Origin of the sequence: Xanthomonas sp. NCPPB 1128 (assembly GCF_001043115.1) — a bacterium.
Lineage (GTDB): Bacteria > Pseudomonadota > Gammaproteobacteria > Xanthomonadales > Xanthomonadaceae > Xanthomonas_A.
Genome location: NZ_LFME01000005.1, coordinates 99,847 through 119,345, shown reverse-complemented (window position 1 = coordinate 119,345; position 19,499 = coordinate 99,847). Strand labels below are relative to the sequence as shown.

18 protein-coding genes and 1 riboswitch are annotated in these 19,499 nt (G+C 69.5%); of the genes, 7 read left to right on the top strand and 11 right to left on the bottom strand.

Translation table 11 applies throughout. The features are described from left to right. Window positions 1-213: 213 nt before the first annotated feature. From ACP93_RS05695 to ACP93_RS05670, 6 genes are all read right to left on the bottom strand, one after another. A complete protein-coding gene (locus tag ACP93_RS05695; protein WP_048489798.1) occupies window positions 214-513 on the bottom strand; it encodes a hypothetical protein in 300 nt (99 codons plus the stop codon). Between the two features lie 131 nt (window positions 514-644). After that, entirely contained in the window at window positions 645-1,835 is a 1,191-nt protein-coding gene (locus ACP93_RS05690) for a methyl-accepting chemotaxis protein (protein ID WP_048489797.1), read from the bottom strand. A 159-nt stretch (window positions 1,836-1,994) separates the two neighbouring features. Next, window positions 1,995-2,609 (bottom strand): high frequency lysogenization protein HflD, encoded by a 615-nt coding sequence (gene hflD / locus ACP93_RS05685; RefSeq protein WP_048489796.1) that lies wholly within the window; start codon window positions 2,607-2,609, stop codon window positions 1,995-1,997. Further along, a complete protein-coding gene (gene mnmA, locus ACP93_RS05680) occupies window positions 2,606-3,748 on the bottom strand; it encodes a tRNA 2-thiouridine(34) synthase MnmA (protein WP_048489795.1) in 1,143 nt (380 codons plus the stop codon). Before mnmA ends, hflD begins: the two co-directional genes overlap by 4 nt. Continuing rightward, the gene (locus ACP93_RS05675; RefSeq protein WP_048489794.1) at window positions 3,745-4,203 is read right to left on the bottom strand and encodes an NUDIX hydrolase; all 459 of its coding nucleotides are present in this window, start codon (window positions 4,201-4,203) and stop codon (window positions 3,745-3,747) included. The genes mnmA and ACP93_RS05675 overlap by 4 nt, the downstream gene beginning before the upstream one ends. Then, window positions 4,203-4,706, bottom strand: coding sequence for a hypothetical protein (locus tag ACP93_RS05670; RefSeq protein WP_048489793.1), 504 nt, complete (start codon window positions 4,704-4,706; stop codon window positions 4,203-4,205). The genes ACP93_RS05675 and ACP93_RS05670 overlap by 1 nt, the downstream gene beginning before the upstream one ends. Window positions 4,707-4,782: 76 nt before the next feature. Here ACP93_RS05670 and clpS point away from each other — a divergent pair, with 76 nt between their 5' ends. Continuing rightward, complete coding sequence (gene clpS, locus ACP93_RS05665; RefSeq protein WP_019796528.1) at window positions 4,783-5,103, top strand: ATP-dependent Clp protease adapter ClpS; 321 nt, start codon at window positions 4,783-4,785, stop codon at window positions 5,101-5,103. A 123-nt stretch (window positions 5,104-5,226) separates the two neighbouring features. Continuing rightward, window positions 5,227-7,509 carry an ATP-dependent Clp protease ATP-binding subunit ClpA gene (gene clpA / locus ACP93_RS05660; RefSeq protein WP_048489792.1) on the top strand — a complete coding sequence of 761 codons (2,283 nt, stop codon included), beginning with the start codon at window positions 5,227-5,229 and terminating at the stop codon, window positions 7,507-7,509. Between the two features lie 125 nt (window positions 7,510-7,634). On the opposite strand, the gene infA is transcribed toward clpA, so the two are convergent. The 4 genes from infA to trxB all read right to left on the bottom strand — a co-directional run bounded on the left by infA (window position 7,635) and on the right by trxB (window position 10,907). Continuing rightward, complete coding sequence (gene infA / locus ACP93_RS05655; protein ID WP_004425677.1) at window positions 7,635-7,853, bottom strand: translation initiation factor IF-1; 219 nt, start codon at window positions 7,851-7,853, stop codon at window positions 7,635-7,637. Between the two features lie 92 nt (window positions 7,854-7,945). Then, window positions 7,946-8,683, bottom strand: a complete 738-nt coding sequence (aat, locus tag ACP93_RS05650) for a leucyl/phenylalanyl-tRNA--protein transferase (RefSeq protein ID WP_048489791.1) — start codon at window positions 8,681-8,683, stop codon at window positions 7,946-7,948. 22 nt (window positions 8,684-8,705) lie between these two features. Further along, complete coding sequence (locus ACP93_RS05645) at window positions 8,706-9,830, bottom strand: GNAT family N-acetyltransferase (protein WP_048489790.1); 1,125 nt, start codon at window positions 9,828-9,830, stop codon at window positions 8,706-8,708. Between the two features lie 108 nt (window positions 9,831-9,938). Next, window positions 9,939-10,907, bottom strand: a complete 969-nt coding sequence (gene trxB, locus ACP93_RS05640) for a thioredoxin-disulfide reductase (protein ID WP_048489789.1) — start codon at window positions 10,905-10,907, stop codon at window positions 9,939-9,941. A 287-nt stretch (window positions 10,908-11,194) separates the two neighbouring features. Here trxB and ACP93_RS05635 point away from each other — a divergent pair, with 287 nt between their 5' ends. The 3 genes from ACP93_RS05635 (at window position 11,195) to lolA (ending at window position 16,263) form a co-directional block, all read left to right on the top strand. Then, the gene (locus tag ACP93_RS05635; RefSeq protein WP_017909556.1) at window positions 11,195-13,552 is read left to right on the top strand and encodes a DNA translocase FtsK; all 2,358 of its coding nucleotides are present in this window, start codon (window positions 11,195-11,197) and stop codon (window positions 13,550-13,552) included. Window positions 13,553-13,605: 53 nt separating this feature from the next. Next, entirely contained in the window at window positions 13,606-15,549 is a 1,944-nt protein-coding gene (locus tag ACP93_RS05630) for a DUF3857 domain-containing transglutaminase family protein (RefSeq protein ID WP_204243646.1), read from the top strand. Between the two features lie 87 nt (window positions 15,550-15,636). Continuing rightward, window positions 15,637-16,263, top strand: a complete 627-nt coding sequence (gene lolA / locus ACP93_RS05625; RefSeq protein ID WP_048489788.1) for an outer membrane lipoprotein periplasmic chaperone LolA — start codon at window positions 15,637-15,639, stop codon at window positions 16,261-16,263. A 48-nt stretch (window positions 16,264-16,311) separates the two neighbouring features. Here the strand turns inward: lolA and dmeF are convergent, their stop codons facing one another. Next, the gene (gene dmeF / locus ACP93_RS05620) at window positions 16,312-17,418 is read right to left on the bottom strand and encodes a CDF family Co(II)/Ni(II) efflux transporter DmeF (protein WP_048489787.1); all 1,107 of its coding nucleotides are present in this window, start codon (window positions 17,416-17,418) and stop codon (window positions 16,312-16,314) included. Between the two features lie 105 nt (window positions 17,419-17,523). Between dmeF and ACP93_RS05615 the strand changes: the two genes are divergently transcribed. Next, on the top strand, window positions 17,524-18,897 hold the full coding sequence (locus tag ACP93_RS05615; RefSeq protein WP_048489786.1) for a replication-associated recombination protein A: 1,374 nt from the start codon (window positions 17,524-17,526) through the stop codon (window positions 18,895-18,897). A 1-nt stretch (window position 18,898) separates the two neighbouring features. Then, window positions 18,899-18,968: riboswitch (Fluoride riboswitch) on the top strand. A gap of 110 nt (window positions 18,969-19,078) precedes the next feature. Further along, window positions 19,079-19,498, top strand: a complete 420-nt coding sequence (crcB, locus tag ACP93_RS05610) for a fluoride efflux transporter CrcB (protein WP_048489785.1) — start codon at window positions 19,079-19,081, stop codon at window positions 19,496-19,498. Window position 19,499 lies beyond the last annotated feature (1 nt).

Below are 19,499 nucleotides of genomic sequence, written 5' to 3'. Positions count from 1 at the left end.
AGGAGCGGCTTCAGCCGCGACGAAGCATGACCGAGACCGCCTGTCGCGGCTGAAGCCGCTCCTACGGATGCGGCGCGCGAATGTTCGGCTCGGCCTTATGCATCAAGCGAAATCGAAGGTGGCGAGGCGAGGGGGGAAATTTTTGCAGTGCCCTGAACGCGGCCCCGCGCCAGGCTCCGCTCGCCGCCCGCAATCGCGGCAGCGGCGCTCGACTCAGTCGCCGTCGTAAAGCGGGAAGTGCACCAGCGGCGCCGGCGTGCCGGCGGCAGCGACCGCGCTGCCGTTCAGGCCCATGTCCCAGGCCAGGCCGGCCCAGACCGGGTCGTCGATACGCGCGTCCTGCTGTGCCGGCGCGCGCACGACCAGCAACTGCCGCAGTTCGTCCTGTGCCAGCGTCTCCAGCCGCCGCAGCGCGTGGCCGGGCTGGCGCGGCGCGGTCACAGGCCGCAAGCCGGCATCGGCCACCGGCTCGGACGAGGGCGCGTGCGTGCTGCTGCTTTCATCGCAGGACATGGCCGCAACTCGGGACAAGGACTGGAGAGGCATCGACATCGACGGGGCCGGACGGGAAGGGCAGAGACGACAAGCCCCGGCAGGGGCCGGGGACTCGTCGGTTCATGGCAAGGAGGACGACAAGGCGGGCTTTAGAACAGCTCGACCGTGCCGGCGCCCATGCTCTGCTGCGCCACCGGCTTGTGCGGCGGGCGCTCCCACTCGGTGCGCATGTCGCGCAGGCGGTTGCCGACCCGCTGCAGGGCGTCGATCAGTTCGTGGTCGAACACGCCGCCATTGCGGTGCAGCAGTTCCTGCAGCGCCACGGCCTCGCGGTTGATCGCGGTCAGACGGTCCAGGTGGGTATGCACGCCGCCCAGGGCCTGGGTCGCGATGTCCTCGAACTGCAGGGCGCGCACCGCTTCGGCGACGCTGCTGTCGATGGCGCGGCCGCACTCGGAGATCTCGCGCATGCCGTCGCCCAGCGAGTGGTTGATCGCGGCCACGTTGTCCAGCATCGCCTCGGCCTCGGCCCGCGCCTCGCGGGAGCGGTCCATGTCGCGCGAGGCCATGTTCGAGACCGTCTCGCGGACCTTGGCGATGGCGTCCTTGGAGCTGTGCGCCAGCTTGCGGATCTGCTCGTTGAAGGTGGTCGAGCGCTCGGACAGGTTGCGCACCTCGTCGGCCACCACCGCGAAGCCGCGGCCCGCCTCGCCGGCACGCGCCGCTTCGATCGCCGCGTTCAGCGCCAGCAGGTTGGTCTGGTCGGCGATCGACTTGACGTCCTCCAGCAGGGCGAAGATGCCGTCCAGGTGCTGGGACATGTCGTCGATGTAGTGCACCGTGGTGCTGCTCTGGCCGCTGACCTGCTCCAGCGCCTCGACCAGCTGCTCCATGCGCTGGCTGGCATGCTGGGCGAAGCGGGCCACGTCCACCCCGGCGCCGCCGTCTTCGCCGGCGCGGTCGACGATGCGGGCCAGCGCCACGCTCTGCTGCCGCGACTTGCGGTTCATCGCCTCGAAGCTGCCGCCCAGGCCGCTGACGGCTTGGCGGATCAGTTCGCGGGCACGTTCGATCTCGGAGCGGGAGCCCTCGATCTCGTTGCCGACGAAGCTGCGCAGCTCGTTCAGCAGGTGGTCCTGCTCGCGCATGACCTTGGCCTGCTCCGGCGAGCGCCGGGTCTGGCTGTACGCGGTCCAGCCGGCGAAGCCGAGCCAGCTCAGCGTCATCGTGGTGAGGATGGCCCAACGGACCGGGGCCGGCCAGTCGAAGCCGGCGGCGATGGGGAACAGCAGCGTCAGGGCGAGCGGGGCGGCCAGACGGATCAGGAGGCGTGAGTACATGGACGTTCTCGGCAGATTCACGATTGCTGTATCGGCCGTCCCCCCCGGGTCTTTAGCAACGCGGTGAGCGGATCATCGAAACCTGCCGACATTCGTACGATCTGCGTCGCAGAACGGCCGCGGGCGGCGCTCTGCCGACCCGCGTCGGCCCCCACGGGCTCAGCGCAGCGCGCGGTCCACGGTCTCGCGCATGCGCCGCTTGGCCAGCAGGAAATCCCACAGGCTGCCGCCCATCTGCCGCCACAGCACCGCCGCGCGCACCGCCGCCAGCAGCAGCGCGCGGATCTCCGCCACCACCCCGGCCTGGCCCAGGTAGTGCGGATTGCCTTGCACCATCACCCGCGGGCGCAGGTGGCTGATGGTGTCGGCGTAGAGCTGGCCCAGCGCGGCGATCACCTCCGGGTGGGTGCTGTCGCCGTGACGCTCCAGCACCGGCGCGATCCGGGCCAGGCCGGCGTCGACCTTGGCATCCGTGTCCGCATCGCCGGCGAAGCGCCGTTCCAGCTGGATCACCGCCAGCGCCAGCCGCGGCAGCACCTCGTCCTGGCCCTGGTTGCGGAAATAGTTGTGCAGCAGGCGCAGACCCGGCGCCAGGTCGGCACGGCGGCCATAGACCGCCTCGGGACTGGGCGCGTCGATGCGGAACACGCTGTCGAGCAGGGTGCGCACCAGCGACGCCTCCGACTGGCCGGTCTCGGCGATGCGCCGCACCTGCTGCAGGGCCTGGGCAAGGCCCGCCAGCGCCAGCATGCGTGCGTCCATGGAATCGGTCATCGAATGGTGTCCTCGTGTGCGACGGGTGCGTGCTGCGCCAGGCGGCGCTCCAGCGGGGCATCGGTGGTGGCGATCACGGCGCCGCCCAGGCATTCCTCGCCCTGGTACAGCACCAGCGACTGCCCGGGGGTGACGGCGCGCTGCGGACGCGCGAAGCGCACCGAGAGGGTGCCGTCGTCGCCGACCGCGACCGTGCACGGCTCGTCGGCCTGGCGATAGCGGGTCTGCGCGGTGCAGTCGAAACGCCGTGCCGGCGGCGCGCCGGCGATCCAGTGGGCAGTCTCGGACTGCAGCCAGTTGGCCATCAGGTAGGGGCTGTCGCGATCCTGGTCGACGTACAGCACGTTGCGGGCGACGTCCTTGCCGACCACGTACCACGGTGCCGCGGCGCGTCCGCGCACCCCGCCGATGTTCAGGCCTTCGCGCTGGCCCAGGGTGAAGTAGAACACCCCCGGGTGCTCGGCCACGACCTGCTCGTGCGGGTCGCGGATCTCGCCGCGTTTTGCCGGCAGGTAACGGCCCAGGAATTCGCGGAAATCGCGTTCGCCGATGAAGCAGATGCCGGTGGAATCCTTCTTGGCGTGGGTCGGCAGGCCGGCCTCGCGGGCAATGCGGCGCACCTGCTCCTTGGGCAGTTCGCCGACCGGGAACAGGGTCGCGGCCAGTTGCGCCTGACCCAACTGGTGCAGGAAGTAGCTCTGGTCCTTGTTGCGGTCCAGCCCGCGCAGCAGCCGCCAGCGGCCGCCGACGCTGTCCACCCGCGCATAGTGGCCGGTGGCGATGCGCTCGGCGCCGAGTTCGCGCGCCGCGTCCAGGAAATGCTTGAACTTGACCTCGCGGTTGCACAGCACGTCCGGGTTGGGCGTGCGCCCGGCGGCGTACTCGGCCAGGAAGTGCGCGAACACGCCTTGCCAGTACGCCTGCGAGAAATCGCGGAAATGGAACGGGATGCCCAGCCGCCCGCACACCGCCACCGCGTCGCGGCGGTCGTCATCGGCGCGGCACTCGCCGCTGCCGTCGTCGGCCCAGTTCTGCATGAACAGGCCGGACACCGCTGCGCCCTGCTGGACCAGTTGCCAGGCCGCCACCGACGAATCCACGCCACCGGAGACCCCGACCATGACCGCTGCGCCGCTCATGCCACCTGCCGCAGCATGTCCAGCGGGTAGCGGCGCCCGGCCAGGAAATCGGCCACCACCTGCCACACCAGCGGGCTGCGCCAGCGCGGCGCGGCGGCCTCCAGTTCGGCCGGGGTCATCCACAGCGCGCGCACGATGCCGGTGTCCAGCGGCCGCTGCGGGTCGTGTGCGACCGGGTCGGCGGCGAAGGCGAAGCGCAGGTAGTGGCGACCGGTGTCGGCCTTCCACTGGTAGGCGCCGATGAAGGCGGTCGGCTGCACCTGCCAGCCGGTTTCCTCCAGCGTCTCGCGCACCGCGGCCTCGATCAGGCGTTCGTCCGGCTCCAGGTGGCCGGCCGGCTGGTTCAACACCAGCGCGCCAGCGATGGCTTCCTCGACCTGCAGCAGACGCCCGTCGCGCACCACCACCGTGGCCACGGTCACATCCGGCTGCCAGGGTTCTGCGGCCGCCGTCATCAGAACAGGTCCTTGCCGCCGTTGAGTTCGGCGTCCATCGCGTCGGCGCCGCGTGCGGCCGCCTCCAGCGCCTCGCGCAACGCCGCATCGTCGGCATCGGCGGGGATCTTGACCACGAACACCGCGGTGCCGCCCTGGCGCACCCAGCCGCCGAGGATGTCCGACTGCGCGTCTTCCAGCAGCCGGTTGGCGACCTTGGCGGGCAGGCTGTCGCCCTGCGCCTGGTAGGCCGGCGACCACACCTCGCGGATGCGGTAACTGCCGAAGGTCTCCACCGGCGAGCGCACATAGGTGAGCTGCTTGCGCTCGCGGCCCTGGTCGCGCAGGCCGAACAGCACCTGGTAATCGCCGTCCTCGTCGGCCTGCACGTCGTAGCCCAGCGCCTGCAGGCGCTTGCCCAGCGCCGCGTCCGGCGGCTCGGCGGCGGCCGGCATGGCCGCGACGAGCAACGCGGCGAGCAGCGGAACCTTGGGGAACATCGTCGAATGCATGCGCAGCGCCATCGAAAGGAAGGGAATTGTGCGGGCAGGACCGGCGATCGTCCAATCCGCGCCGGCAGCCCCCGTATATAATGGGCGGATGCCCCGCAAGAATTCCCCCGAGCACGATCATGGCGTCATGGTGGAGACCGGCAAGCCGGAAATCGCCCGCCCGCCGATGTATCAGGTGCTGCTGCTGAACGACGACTACACCCCGATGGATTTCGTGGTGACCGTGTTGCAGCAGTTCTTCTCCCTGGACCTGGAGCGCGCCACCCAGGTGATGCTGCATGTGCATACCCGCGGCCGCGGCGTCTGCGGGGTCTATACCCGCGAGGTGGCTGAATCCAAGGTGGCTCAGGTGAACGAGTTCTCGCGGATGAACCAGCATCCCCTGTTGTGCACGATGGAAAAAGCCTGATAGTGGGAGGCGTCGGTCACCGGTTTGCCCGGACTAACGCGGTGTGAACACACTGATCCGATAGGGTTGTGGAAATTCGCAACTCAAGCCACATATTGTCGGCAACAGACGTCGGAGTAGACCATGTTCAGCAAAGATCTCGAGCAGACCATCGGCCAGTGCTACAAGCGCGCCCGGGAAGCCCGTCATGAGTTCATGACGGTTGAGCACCTGCTGTTGGCGCTGCTCGACAATCCCTCCGCCCAGGCCGTGCTCAAGGCCTGCGGCGCCGACGTCGAACGCCTGCGCAGCGACCTGGAACAGGCCATCGAAGCCTCGGTGGCGCGCCTGGCCGACGACGACGGCCGCGATACCCAGCCCACCCTGGGCTTCCAGCGGGTGCTGCAGCGCGCGGTCTACCACGTGCAGTCCTCGGGCAAGAAGGAGGTCAGCGGCGCCAATGTGCTGGTGGCGATCTTCGGGGAGAAGGACTCGCATGCGGTGTATTTCCTGAACCAGCAGGACATCACCCGCCTGGATATCGTCAACTATCTCTCCCACGGCATCGCCAAGATGGGCGAGGACGGCGAGCACGCCGCGCCGGCTGACGGCGAGCCCAAGGGCGAGGCGGGCGAGGGCGAGCCCAAGGGCGATGCCCTGGCCGAATACGCCACCAATCTGAACGAGCAGGCCCGCAACGGCCGCATCGATCCGCTGGTGGGCCGCGCCGACGAGATCGAGCGCACCATCCAGGTGCTGTGCCGCCGCCGCAAGAACAACCCGCTGTATGTGGGCGAGGCCGGCGTCGGCAAGACCGCCATCGCCGAAGGTCTGGCCAAGCGCATCGTCGAGGGTAGCGTGCCCGCGGTGCTGGCCGACGCGGTGATCTTCTCGCTCGACCTGGGCGCGCTGGTCGCCGGCACCAAGTACCGCGGCGATTTCGAAAAGCGCCTGAAGGGCGTGCTGACCTCGCTGAAGAAGGTGCCCAATGCGGTGCTGTTCATCGACGAGATCCACACCATCATCGGCGCCGGTTCCGCCTCCGGCGGCACCATGGACGCGTCCAACCTGATCAAGCCGGCGCTGTCCTCGGGCGAACTGCGCTGCATCGGTTCGACCACGTTCCAGGAATACCGCGGCATCTTCGAGAAGGACCGCGCCCTGGCGCGGCGCTTCCAGAAGATCGACATCGTCGAGCCGACCGTGGGCGAGACCTTCGAGATCCTGCAGGGCCTCAAGCCCAAGTACGAAGCGCATCACGGCGTAACCTACGCCGACGACGCGTTGCAGGCGGCGGTGGACCTGTCGGTCAAGCACATCGGCGACCGGCTGCTGCCGGACAAGGCGATCGACGTGATCGACGAGGCCGGCGCGCGCCAGCGGCTGCTGCCGGAAGGCCAGCGCAAGGAGCTGATCGACATCGAGGAGATCGAGACCATCGTCGCCAAGATGGCGCGGATCCCGGCCAAGCAGGTCAGCGCCACCGACAAGGACGTGCTGCAGCACCTGGAGCGCAACCTGAAGATGGTGATCTTCGGCCAGGATCCGGCGATCGAGACGCTGTCCTCGTCGATCAAGCTGGCGCGCTCGGGCCTGGCCAATCCGGAGAAGCCGATCGGCAACTTCCTGTTCGCCGGCCCCACCGGCGTGGGCAAGACCGAGGTCACCAAGCAGTTGGCGCTGCAGCTGGGCATCGAGCTGGTGCGCTTCGACATGTCCGAGTACATGGAGCCGCATTCGATCAGCCGCCTGATCGGCGCGCCCCCGGGCTACGTCGGCTTCGACCAGGGCGGCCTGCTGACCGAGAAGATCGTCAAGACCCCGCACTGCGTGCTGCTGCTGGACGAGGTGGAGAAGGCGCACCCGGACATCTTCAACATCCTGTTGCAGGTCATGGACCGCGGCGTGCTCACCGACACCAATGGGCGCGAGGCCAACTTCAAGAACGTGATCCTGGTGATGACCACCAATGCCGGTGCGACCCAGGCCTCGCGGCGCTCGATCGGCTTCACCCAGCAGGACCACTCCACCGATGCGATGGAGATCATCCGCCGCAGCTTCACCCCGGAGTTCCGCAACCGTCTGGACGCGGTGGTGCAGTTCCAGCCGCTGGCCTTCAGCCACATCCTGCGCGTGGTCGACAAGTTCGTGATCGAACTGGAGATGCTGCTGCAGGAAAAGCACGTGTCGCTGTCGGCGACCCCGACCGCGCGCGACTGGCTGGCCCAGCACGGCTTCGACCCGCTGATGGGCGCGCGGCCGATGGCGCGGGTGATCCAGGACAAGGTCAAGCGCCCGCTGGCCGACGAGCTGCTGTTCGGCAAGCTGGTCAACGGCGGCCGCGTCACCATCGACGTGCGCGACGGCGAGCTGGTGGTCGATACCCAGGCCGAGCCGGAGCGCCTGCTGCCGGCGACGGTGGACTGAGGCCGACAGGCACGACGAAAGGCGGCTGCAGAGGCTGCAGCCGCCTGGCGAGGTCACCGTCGTTCCACCGTTGCAGACGCGAAAGGCGGCCAGTGGCCGCCTTCTTCATGTCCGCCCGTGGCGGATTACTTCATACGGTAGGTGATGCGACCCTTGGTCAGGTCGTACGGGGTCATTTCGACCTTCACCCGGTCGCCGGTCAGGATGCGGATGTAGTTCTTGCGCATGCGGCCGGAGATGTGGGCGATGATTTCGTGCCCGTTTTCCAGCTTGACCCGGAACGTGGTATTGGGCAACGTCTCGCTGACGGTGCCTTCGAATTCGATGGAGTCGTCTTTCGACATGTAATCCTGTGCGATTCGGAACGGCCAAAGGCCTGAAGAGCGAGGATTTTACTCGCCTGGGCCGCGCCATGCAAAGTTTGCGTTAATCCCGCTCAGGCCTGGGCCAGTTCCGCGGCCGCCAGGGTGCCGAACCGCAGCGTCCACGGCGCGGGCTCGGCCGGCACCGCCACCAGCGGCGCGATGGTGTCAAGGAAGCGCGCACGCGGCCAGCGCTCGGCGCCCAGGCTGAGCAGGTGGTCGTTCTCCACCTGCGCGTCGATCAGCGGCCAGCCCCAGCCGTGCAGGCGCCGCGCCAGCGCCGCCAGCGCCACCTTGGAGCCGCCGCTGCGGGCGCTGAACATGCTTTCGCCGAAGAACATGCGCCCGCGCGCCACCCCGTAGATGCCGCCGACCAGGGTGCTGCCGTCGAACACTTCCACCGAATGCGCGTGGCCGGCCCGGTGCAGGGTCAGATAGGCGTCGCGCATCGGCGCGGTGATCCAGGTGCCGTCCTGGCCAGGACGCGGGATCTGTGCGCAGGCGTCGATGACCTGGGCGAAGGCGGTGTCGGCGCGCACCGTCCACGGGGAGTGGCGCAGGCTGCGGCGGAAGCGCGAGGACAGGCGCACGCCATCGCTGCGGAACACGGTGCGCGGGTCCGGGCTCCACCACAGGATCGGTTCGCCGTCGGAGTACCAGGGGAAGATGCCCTGCGCATAGGCCGCGAGCAGGCGCGTCGGCGACAGGTCGCCACCGACCGCGAGCAGCCCATCCGGCTCGCGCAGGGCGCTGGACGGCGGCGGGAACGGCGCGGCGGGATCGGCCGCGAGCAGTGCAGGGAGACGACGCATTGCCGGCAGCGTAGCCGATGCCTCAGGCGTCGTGGCGGAACGGCGAGTGGCGCTGCAGCGCCGCCGCGTGCTGGCGCACCTCGGCGCGTTCCTGCGCGCACCACGCGGCCAGCGGCACGCGGAAGCCGGGGTCGGCGATCCAGTGGCGGCTGCGCACTAGCCGCGGCAGGAAGCCGCGGGCGATCTTGTGCTGGCCCTGCGCGCCCGGCTCGAAGCGGGTCAGGCCCTCGCGCAGGCAGTAGTCGATGCCCTGGTAGTAGCAGGTCTCGAAGTGCAGGCCGGGCAGGGGCTCGCCACCCCAGTAGCGGCCGTACAAGGTATCGCCGCCGCGCAGGCAGAACGCGCCGGCCACTGGGGCTCCCTGGTGCATGGCGAGAAAGATCAGCAGGTTGCGCGGCATCGTTCGCGCAAGATGTGAGAAGAACTCCAACGTCAGCGCCGGCGAATTACCGTAGTCGTCGAACGTGCGCAGGTAGAACCCGTACATCGCCTGCAGGTCGGCGGCGCTGGCCTCGTCGCCGTGCAGCACGCGGAAATCGATGCCGGCGCGCTGCACCTTGGTCCGCTCCTGACGGATGTTCTTGCGGTGCTTGTGGTCCATCGCGCCCAGGTAATCGTCGAATCCGGTCCAGCCGGCATCGTTGTGCCACTGGTACTGCACGTCGTTGCGTTCCAGCCAGTCGGCGCCGAACGCGGCGTCCTCGTCGGCGCGGTGGAAATTGACGTGGGCCGAGGACAGGCCGGTGCGCTCGGTCAGCGCCTGCATGGCCGCGAGCAGTGCCTGTTGCGCCGCCTGATCGCGCGCCAGCAGGCGCGGCCCGGTCACCGGCGAGTAGGGCACCGCGCACAGCCACTTGGGGAAGTAGTCCTGGCCGTAGCGCGCATAGGCATGCGCCCAGGCATGGTCGAACACGAATTCGCCGTGCGAGTTGCTTTTGACGTATCCGGGCGCCGCGGCGACCAGCGCCTCGCCGTCCCATACGGTGAGATGCAGCGGACTCCAGCCCCAGTCCGGGCGCAGGCAGCCGTGCTGCTCCAGGCCGGCCAGGAAGGCGTGGGCGACGAACGGATTGCGGCCGTCGTGCAGGGCGTCCCAGTCGGCGGCGGCGACCGTGTCGAGCTGACGTAGCCAGCGGATCCGGCTCATCGCCTGGACGACTTGCGGCAGAGGGCGGCGCAGTAGCCGCTCGTGCCATGCGCCACGCGCACACGGCCGCTGCCGGCCGGACGCCGGCAGCTCAGGGCTTGCGTGGACTCAGGCACCCTTGTCCAGATAGCGCTCGGCATCCAGCGCGGCCATGCAGCCGAAGCCGGCCGAGGTGATCGCCTGGCGGTAGTGCTGGTCGGCGACGTCGCCGGCGGCGAACACGCCCGGCACCGAGGTCTCGGTGGCGGCGCCGCCGAGGCCGGAGCGGATCTCCAGGTAGCCGTTGTGCATCGCCAACTGGCCGTCGAACAGCTGGGTGTTGGGGTGATGGCCGATGGCGACGAAGAAGCCGTGCGCTTCCAGGTCGCGGGTGCTGCCGTCCTGCACCGACTTGACCCGCACGCTGGTGACGCCGGCCTCGTTGCCCAGCACCTCGTCGACCTGGTGATGCCAGACGGTCTCGATCTTGCCGGCGGCGACCTTGGCGAACAGCTTGTCCTGCATGATCTTCTCCGCGCGCAGGGTGTCGCGGCGGTGCACCAGATAGACCTTGCGGGCGATGTTGGACAGGTACAGCGCCTCTTCCACGGCGGTGTTGCCGCCACCGACCACCACCACGTCCTGGTCCTTGTAGAAGAAGCCGTCGCAGGTGGCGCAGGCGGACACGCCGCGGCCCTTGAACGCTTCTTCCGAGGGGATGCCCAGGTACTTGGCGGTGGCGCCGGTGGCGATGATCAGCGCGTCGCAGGTGTAGTCACCGCTGTCGCCGCTGAGCCGGAACGGCCGCTGCGACAGGTCGGCGGTGTGGATGTGGTCGAAGATCACCTCGGTCTCGAAGCGCTCGGCATGCGCCTGCATGCGCGCCATCAGGTCCGGGCCCATCAGGCCGTGGGGGTCGCCGGGCCAGTTGTCGACCTCGGTGGTGGTCATCAGCTGGCCGCCCTGCTGCAGGCCGGTGATCACCACCGGCTTGAGGTTGGCGCGCGCGGCGTAGACCGCGGCGGTCCAGCCGGCCGGGCCGGAACCCAGGATCAGCAGGCGGGAATGCTTGGCGGAATTGGCGGCAGAGGGGCTCATGTATACTCGCGAACAGGGTGAAATGGCGGCGGAAACGCGGCATTGCGCGGGTTCCGGCGAAGGCGCATAGAGTGGCGGCCGGCCTGGAACGAATCAAGCCGCGTGGCGGAAACGCTGCGGCCCGTCGCCACCGCCGGCGTCCCTCGCGCACTGTTGTGCGCCTTCACCGGATGCCGCAGAGGCAGGTCGGCGCAAGGCCGGACGATTCAGGTGCCGACTGCTGAAATGCAAGGGCGGGTCGTTTATTATCAATCACTAACGATGCATTTCTAAGGTCTGGTCATAGCGTGGCGAAGCAGGTTCCGGAACGCGGCAAATCCCAGGGCGCCAATGCGGCGGCACGCAAGCAGGGCGCCGCGCCCAACCCACGCCGGCAGAAGCTGTGGCGCGATCTGGCACTGATCGCGATCGCGCCGCTGCTGCTGTACCTGCTGGCCAGCCTGGCCACCTACTCGGCGACCGATCCCGGCTGGTCGCATACCGGCAGCGTGGTCGCGCCGGTGCACAACATGGGCGGCAAGTTCGGCGCCTGGATCGCCGACGTGCTGCTGCAATTGTTCGGCTATGTGGCCTTCCTGCTGCCGGTGGTGATCGGCGCGATCTCCTGGATCGCGCTGTTCGGCATGGATCAGGACGGCGATGGCGAGGCCGACCTGGGCCCGGCGCTGCGCCTGGTCGGCATCGTCGGCTTCCTGATCGCGGCCACCGGGTTGCTGCACCTGCGCCTGTTCGCCGGCGACGTGGCCGGCGCCGGCGGCATCCTCGGCAAGCTGGTCGGCAATTCGCTCGGTGCCGGCTTCGGCGCGCTCGGCGCCAACCTGTTCGTGCTGGTGCTGCTGCTGGTGTCGGTGACCCTGGCCACCGGGCTGTCCTGGTTCGCGGTGATGGAGCGCATCGGCAAGGCGGTGATGACCCTGCCGGCACTGGCCCGCCGCGGCACCCAGCAGGCCAACGAGTGGCAGCAGACCCGCGCCATGCGCGAGGAACGCGAGGAAGTGCGCAAGGTCGACGCGGTGCAGCGCGCCAAGCGCGAGCCGGTCAAGATCGAGCCGCCGCCGGCGCCGGTGGTGGAGAAGAGCGAGCGCGCCAAGCGCGAGCAGCAGATCCCGCTGTTCCACGGGACCGGCAGCGACCCATCCGGGGTGCCGCCGCTGGCGCTGCTGGACGATCCCAAGCCGCAGGCCAAGGGCTATTCCGAGGAGACCCTGGAAACCCTGTCGCGGCAGATCGAGTTCAAGCTCAAGGACTTCCGCATCGAGGCGCAGGTGGTCGGCGCCTATCCGGGCCCGGTCATCACCCGCTTCGAGATCGAGCCGGCGCCGGGCATCAAGGTCAGCCAGATCAGCTCGCTGGACAAGGACATCGCCCGCGGCCTGTCGGTGAAGTCGGTGCGCGTGGTCGACGTGATCCCGGGCAAGTCGGTGATCGGCCTGGAGATTCCCAACGTCAGCCGCGAGATGATCTATCTCAGCGAGCTGCTGCGCTCCAAGGAATACGACAAGTCGGCCAGCCCGCTGACCCTGGCCCTGGGCAAGGACATCGCCGGACGCCCGACCGTGGCCGACCTGGCGCGCATGCCGCACCTGCTGGTCGCCGGCACCACCGGCTCGGGCAAGTCGGTGGCGGTCAACGCGATGGTGCTGAGCCTGCTGTACAAGGCCTCGGCCAAGGACCTGCGGATGCTGATGATCGACCCGAAGATGCTCGAGCTGAGCGTCTACCAGGGCATCCCGCATCTGCTGGCGCCGGTGGTCACCGACATGAAGGAGGCCGCCAACGGCCTGCGCTGGTGCGTGGCGGAGATGGAGCGCCGCTACAAGCTGATGAGTGCGGTCGGCGTGCGCAACCTGGCCGGCTTCAACAAGAAGGTCAAGGACGCGCAGGACGCCGGGCAGCCGCTGATGGACCCGCTGTTCAAGCCCAATCCGGATTTGGCCGAGGCGCCGCGGCCGCTGGACACGCTGCCGTTCATCGTCATCTTCATCGACGAATTCGCCGACATGATGATGATCGTCGGCAAGAAGGTCGAGGAGCTGATCGCGCGCCTGGCGCAGAAGGCCCGTGCCGCCGGCATCCACCTGATCCTGGCCACCCAGCGCCCCTCGGTGGACGTGATCACCGGCCTGATCAAGGCCAACATCCCGACCCGCATCGCCTTCCAGGTCAGCTCCAAGATCGACTCGCGCACCATCCTCGACCAGTCCGGCGCCGAGACCCTGTTGGGCCACGGCGACATGCTGTACCTGCCGCCGGGCACGGCGATGCCGGACCGCGTGCACGGCGCCTTCGTCAGCGACGAGGAAGTGCACCGGGTGGTCGAGCACCTCAAGGCCAGCGGTCCGGCTGACTACATCGAGGGCGTGCTCGACGAGGTGCAGACCATGGGCGACGGCACCGTGATCGGCGCCACTGGCCTGCCCGAAGCCGGCGGCGGGGGCGGCGACGAGTCCGACCCGCTGTACGACGAGGCCCTGCGCATCGTTACCGAGACCCGCCGCGCTTCGATCTCCGGCGTGCAGCGGCGGCTGAAGATCGGCTACAACCGCGCCGCGCGGCTGATCGAGGCGATGGAAGCCGCCGGCGTGGTCAGCCCGCCCGAACACAACGGCGACCGCAGCGTGTTGGCGCCGCCGCCGCCGAAGTGACGCGCACCGCGCCCTGCGCCGGCCATGGCCAGCGTCTGCCTGCACTGGCGCCTGTGCGCGCCGCACGCTGGCTGTTCGGCGCGGCGTTGCTGGCGCTGGCCGGCGTCGCCGCCGCGCAACCGGCCCCGGCCGCGCGCCGTGACACCGACCAACCGGCCCCGGCAGCCGCACCGGTGGTCAGCAACAACTACAGCTACGTGCGCTACCGCGCCGACTACGAGGTGCGCGAGGACGCCACCAGCGTGGAGACCGACGAGTATGAGTTGCTGCTCAAGACCAAGGCCGGCGTCGACCAGTTCAGCCAGGTGCGGCTGGGCTACAGCGAGAAGCTGGAAACGCTGGAGGTGCTGGCCGCCTACACGCTGACCCCGGACGGGCTGCGCCACGACGTGCCGGCCGACAAGATCTACACCCAGGAGAGCTATTCGAGCGCGGCGGCGGCGATGTACGCCGACCGCAAGGTCAAGGTGGTGGTGTTCCCCAACCTGATGCCCGGCGCGCGCCTGGTGTACCGGGTGCGCCGCACCCAGAACGTCCCGTACTTCACCGGCTACTTCAGCCTGTGGGAGACCTTCAGCGTGTTCTCCCAGTACGACGACGCCACGGTGACCCTGGTGGCGCCGCGGCGCCTGCAGATGCACCTGTACACGCGCGGCGTGCAGGGCAGCGACACGCCGCGGATCGACGGCGAGCAGGCGCGCTGGGAATGGCATTACAGCCGCCGCGAGCCGATGAAGAGCCAGAACTGGGCCGCGGCGACCTGGGAGTTCAGCCCGACCATCATGGCCAGCAGCTTCCGCCGCTGGGCGCAGATGGCCCAGGCCTACCAGCACAGCAGCGCCGCCGCCGCGCAGGTCACGCCGAAGGTGCGCGCCCGCGCCGAGCAGATCACCGCCGGCATCGGCGATCGCCGCGCGCAGGCCGCCGCGCTGTACGCATGGGTGGCGCGCAACATCCGCTACGTGGCGGTGTACCTGGGCAACGGCGGGCTGCAGCCGAACAGCGCCGACAGCATCCTCGACAACCACTACGGCGACTGCAAGGACCACACCGTGGTGCTGGAAGCGCTGCTGGCGGCCAGGGGCATCGCCAGCACGCCGGTGCTGATCGGCGCGCAGGGCGGGCCGACCCTGCCGGAGGTCCCGGTGCTGGGCCGCTTCAACCACGCCATCACCTATCTGCCCGAGTTCAAGCTGTACGTGGACTCGACCAGCCCGTACGCGCGCTTCGGCCAGTTGCCGGCCGGCGATCTGGGCGCGCCGGTGCTGCACACGGCCGACGGCACCGTGGCGCGCACGCCGCCGGACGACGCCAAGCGCAACCGCTACCTGGTCGAGACCGACTACCGCTTCGCCGCCGACGGCAGCCTGAGCGGCATCACCCGGCTGGACAGCGGCGACGTCGGCGAGGTCGGCCTGCGCACGATGTTCGTGCAGCTCAACGCGCAGAACCGCACCCGCATCGAGGAGTCGATCGTCGCCGCCTCCGGCTTCGACGGGAGCGGCGAGCTGCTGCTGCAGGGCACGCCGCAGGACCTGAGCCGGCCGTTCGGCTACGCCTACCGCTTCCGCGCCCACGACTATGTCGACTTCGGCGTGGTCGGCGGCATGAGCCTGCCGCTGATGCCCGGCGCCGACTCGGTGCGCGGGGTCTACAGCACGGCCTCGGCCGAGCGCAACCTGACCCCGTTCTATTGCAACGACAACGCGCGCAGCGAGACCTACCGGCTGACCTTCCCGGACAGCGTGCCGATCATCGCGATCCCGGCCGACACCCATTTCCGCAACGCCGCCGGCGAGTACGCCGCGACCTGGGTGCGCGACGGACAGACCGTGACCGCCACGCACACGCTGCACCGGCGCGCGATCCACGGCCCGGCGGCGCTGTGCCAGCCGCAGGACTACGCCGCCTTCCGCGAGTTGTACCAGCAGGTGCGGCGCGGCTTCCGCGGGCAGATCCTGTACGGCGACCTCGGCCGGATGCAGACCGGGTCTTAGCCGTGGGTCGGCCGGCCCACGCGCTCTGATCGCCTATTCAGGCGCGGCGCGTCACACTCCCCACACTCCATCCGGAAATCCATCCGCATGCTTCGCACACTCCGCTACACCGTCCTCGCCACCGCGCTGCTGGCCGGCTCCGCCTTCGCCGGCGCCCGCGAGGACCTCACCGCCTTCACCCGCGGGCTGAAGGGCCTGGACGGCCAGTTCGCGCAGAAGGTCTACGACGGCAAGGGCACGCTGAAGGAAAGCGCCAGCGGCCGCGTCGCGCTGTCGGCGCCGCGCCTGTTCCGCTGGGAGTACCGCAAGCCCTATACCCAGCTGATCGTCGCCGACGGCAGCAAGGTCTGGGTCTACGACCCGGACCTGAAGCAGGCCACGGTGCGCGCGCAGGGCAGCGAGGAACAGAACAGCCCGCTGACCGCACTGATCGACCCGGGCCGGCTCGATCGCCAGTACGACGTCAGCGAAGAGGCGGTGGCCCGCGACGGGCTGCAGTGGCTGACCATGACCCCGAAGGTGGACACCGAGGCCAGCTTCCAGATGGCCAAGCTGGGCTTCGACCGCAACGGCCTGGCGCGCATGGAAGTGGTCGACCCGGTCGGCCAGCGCACCGACATCAGCTTCAGCGGCTGGAAGCGCAATCCGGCCTTCGCCAGCGGCACCTTCCGCTACGTCCCAGACAAGGACGTGGACGTGGTCGGCGATCAGTGAATCACCTGCCGCCGCGCGCCGCCGACCGGCGCGTGGCGGCCTTGCCGGTCACTCGGCGCAGGTCTGCACTTCGATGCTGACGTGGCCCAGCGTGGCCACCCCTGACAGGCGCGCGTGGTAGCACGCCGCCGGCCGCGGCCGGTGGGTCACGAGCGACACGATCGCCGCATGCTGGCCGGGGCCGACCCGCCACACATGCAGGTCGGCAATGCGTTCGTCGTCCTGCTGCAGGCGCTCGCGGATCTGCGCCTGCAGCGCCGCCGGCGCCGAGGCGTCGAGCAGCACCGCGCCGGTGTCGCGCAGCAGCGCCAGCGACCAGCGCGCGATGACGATGGCGCCGACGATGCCCATCAGCGCATCGGTCCACGCCCAGCCCAGATACTTGGCCAGCAGCAGGGCGACGATCGCCATCACCGAGGTCAGCGCGTCGGCCAGCACGTGCATGTAGGCCGAGCGCAGGTTGTGGTCGGCGTGTGCGTGCCGATCGTGGCCGGCCGCCTGCGCGGGTGCGGCGTGGGCGTGCGTAGGCCCGCGGTGATCGTGGTGATCGTGAGGGTGGTGATGGTCGTGACCATGCGCGTGATCGTGGTCATGCCCAGCGTGGTGCGCGTGCGCATGGTCGTCATGCCGGTGAGCGGCATGCGCATGGCCGTGCCCGTGATGATGGCTGTGCCCATGCCCATGATCATGATGGTGGTCGGCGCCCAGCATCCAGGCGCTGAGCAGGTTCACCAGCAGGCCGAGCGCCGCGATCCACAGCGCCTCGTCGTAGGCGATGTGCACCGGCTGCGCCAGGCGCAGCGCCGACTCCACGCCGATGCCCAGGGCGATCAGTGCCAGGATCAGCGCGCTGGAGAAACCGGCCAGGTCGCCGACCTTGCCGGTGCCGAAGGTGAAGCGGGGGTTGTGCCGGTGCCGGCGCGCGAACCAGTAGGCGAAGCCGGCCAGCGACAGCGCGCCGGCGTGGGTGGCCATGTGCAGGCCGTCGGCCAGCAGCGCCATCGAGCCGGTCCACCAGCCGGCGACGATCTCCACGACCATCATCGCGGCGGTCAGCGCCACCACCGCCCAGGTGCGGCGCGCATTGCGCTCGTGGCGCGTGCCGAGGAAGTCGTGCTGATGGGTGAACGCGTCCAGGGTGTCGTGGTGGCTCATGGCGGGGGTCGGCCGGGCAGGGAGGCGCCGCGATTCTAGCGCTGGCGTCGATGCCGCGCAGGCTTGCGGCACGGCGTAGACGGGCCGCGGCGATAGAATGGGCGCATGGCCAAACGCAGACCCTTCGCTTCCGATACGCCTGACCTGCTGAGCGTCGACCGCGAGGCCATGCGCCCGCTGGCCGAGCGCATGCGCCCGCGCACGCTCGACGAGATGGTCGGGCAGAAGCGCCTGCTGGCGCCGAGCAGTGCGCTGCGCCGCGCGGTCGCGTCCGGCCGGGTGCATTCGATGATCCTGTGGGGGCCGCCCGGCTGCGGCAAGACCACCCTGGCGCTGCTGCTGGCGCAGTACGCCGAGGCCGAGTTCAAGGCGATCTCGGCGGTGCTGTCCGGCCTGCCGGAGGTGCGGCTGGTGCTGGCCGAGGCCGCGCAACGCTTCGCCGACGGGCGCCGCACCGTGCTGTTCGTCGACGAGGTGCACCGCTTCAACAAGGCGCAGCAGGATGCGTTCCTGCCGCACATCGAGCGCGGCACCATCCTGTTCGTCGGCGCCACCACCGAGAATCCCTCGTTCGAACTGAATTCGGCGCTGCTGTCGCGCTGCCGCGTGCACGTGCTGGAGGCGGTATCGCCGCAGGACATCGCCGAGGCGCTGCAGCGGGCGCTGCACGATGCCGAACGCGGCCTCGGCGCCGAATCGCTGCAGGTCTCCGATGCGGCGCTGCTGGAGATCGCCGGCGCTGCCGATGGCGACGTGCGGCGTGCGCTGACCCTGCTGGAGATCGCCGCCGAACTGGCCCAGGATGAGGGCGGCGAAATCACCGCGCAGACCCTGCAGCAGGTCCTGGCCGACCGCACCCGCCGCTTCGACAAGGGCGGCGAGCAGTTCTATGACCAGATCTCGGCGCTGCACAAGTCGGTGCGCAGCTCCAACCCGGACGCGGCACTGTACTGGCTCACACGCATGCTCGACGGCGGCTGCGACCCGTCCTATTTGGCGCGGCGGCTGACCCGCATGGCGATCGAGGACATCGGCCTGGCCGACCCGCGCGCGCAGTCGATGGCGCTGGAAGCCTGGGACATCTACGAGCGCCTGGGCAGCCCCGAAGGCGAACTGGCCTTCGCGCAACTGGTGCTGTACCTGGCCAGCACCGCCAAGTCCAACGCCGGCTATGCCGCGTTCAACCAGGCCAAGGCCGAGGTGCGCGAGACCGGCACCCAGGAGGTGCCGCTGCACCTGCGCAACGCGCCGACCAAGCTGATGAAGACCCTGGGCTACGGCGCCGACTACCAGTACGACCACGACGCCGAGGGCGGCATCGCGCTGGACCAGACCGGCTTCCCCGATGCGATGGGCGAGCGAGTCTACTACCGGCCGGTGGAGCGCGGCCTGGAGATCAAGCTCAAGGACAAGCTGGACCGCCTGCGCGCCGCGCGCGAGCAGGCGCGGGCTGACAAGGCCGGGCGATCGCCTTCATAATCGGCGCACAGGAGATGGCATTCCTCCTCGAACCGCCCGCAGCACTGCGCGCTGATGATGCCTGCCCAACCCCCGCCGGGGTGGCAGGTTCGCGCCCCGGCATCGTCCTTGTGGAGAATCCGATGCCCGTTTCTTCTCGTTTTTCTGCCGCCGCTCCTGCGTTCGTCTTGCGGAGGCGCGCATGAACCTGACCCTGTGGTGGCAGCAACTGCTGCTGGCGATGGCCGGCGGCGCGGTCGGCTCAGGCCTGCGTTTCGCGGTCGGCAGCGCGTTGCTGCAGCGCTACGGCGCCGGCTTCCCGTGGGGCACGTTGGCGGTGAACCTGGCCGGCGCCTTCGTCGGCGGTTTCCTGCTGGTGTGGATCGAAGGCCGCGGCGCCAGCGCGCCGTACTGGCGGGCGCTGCTGATCGTCGGCCTGATCGGCGGGCTGACCACGTTCTCCTCGCTGATGATGGAAAGCATGGTGTTCGTGCGCAACGGCCGCATCGGCATGGTGCCGCTGTATCTGGCGATCACCCTGGCGGCGGGGTTGGTGCTGGTGTTCGCCGGCGCGCGCACCGCGGCCGAGCTGCGGGCACCGGTGGTGACCGCCGACCGCTGAA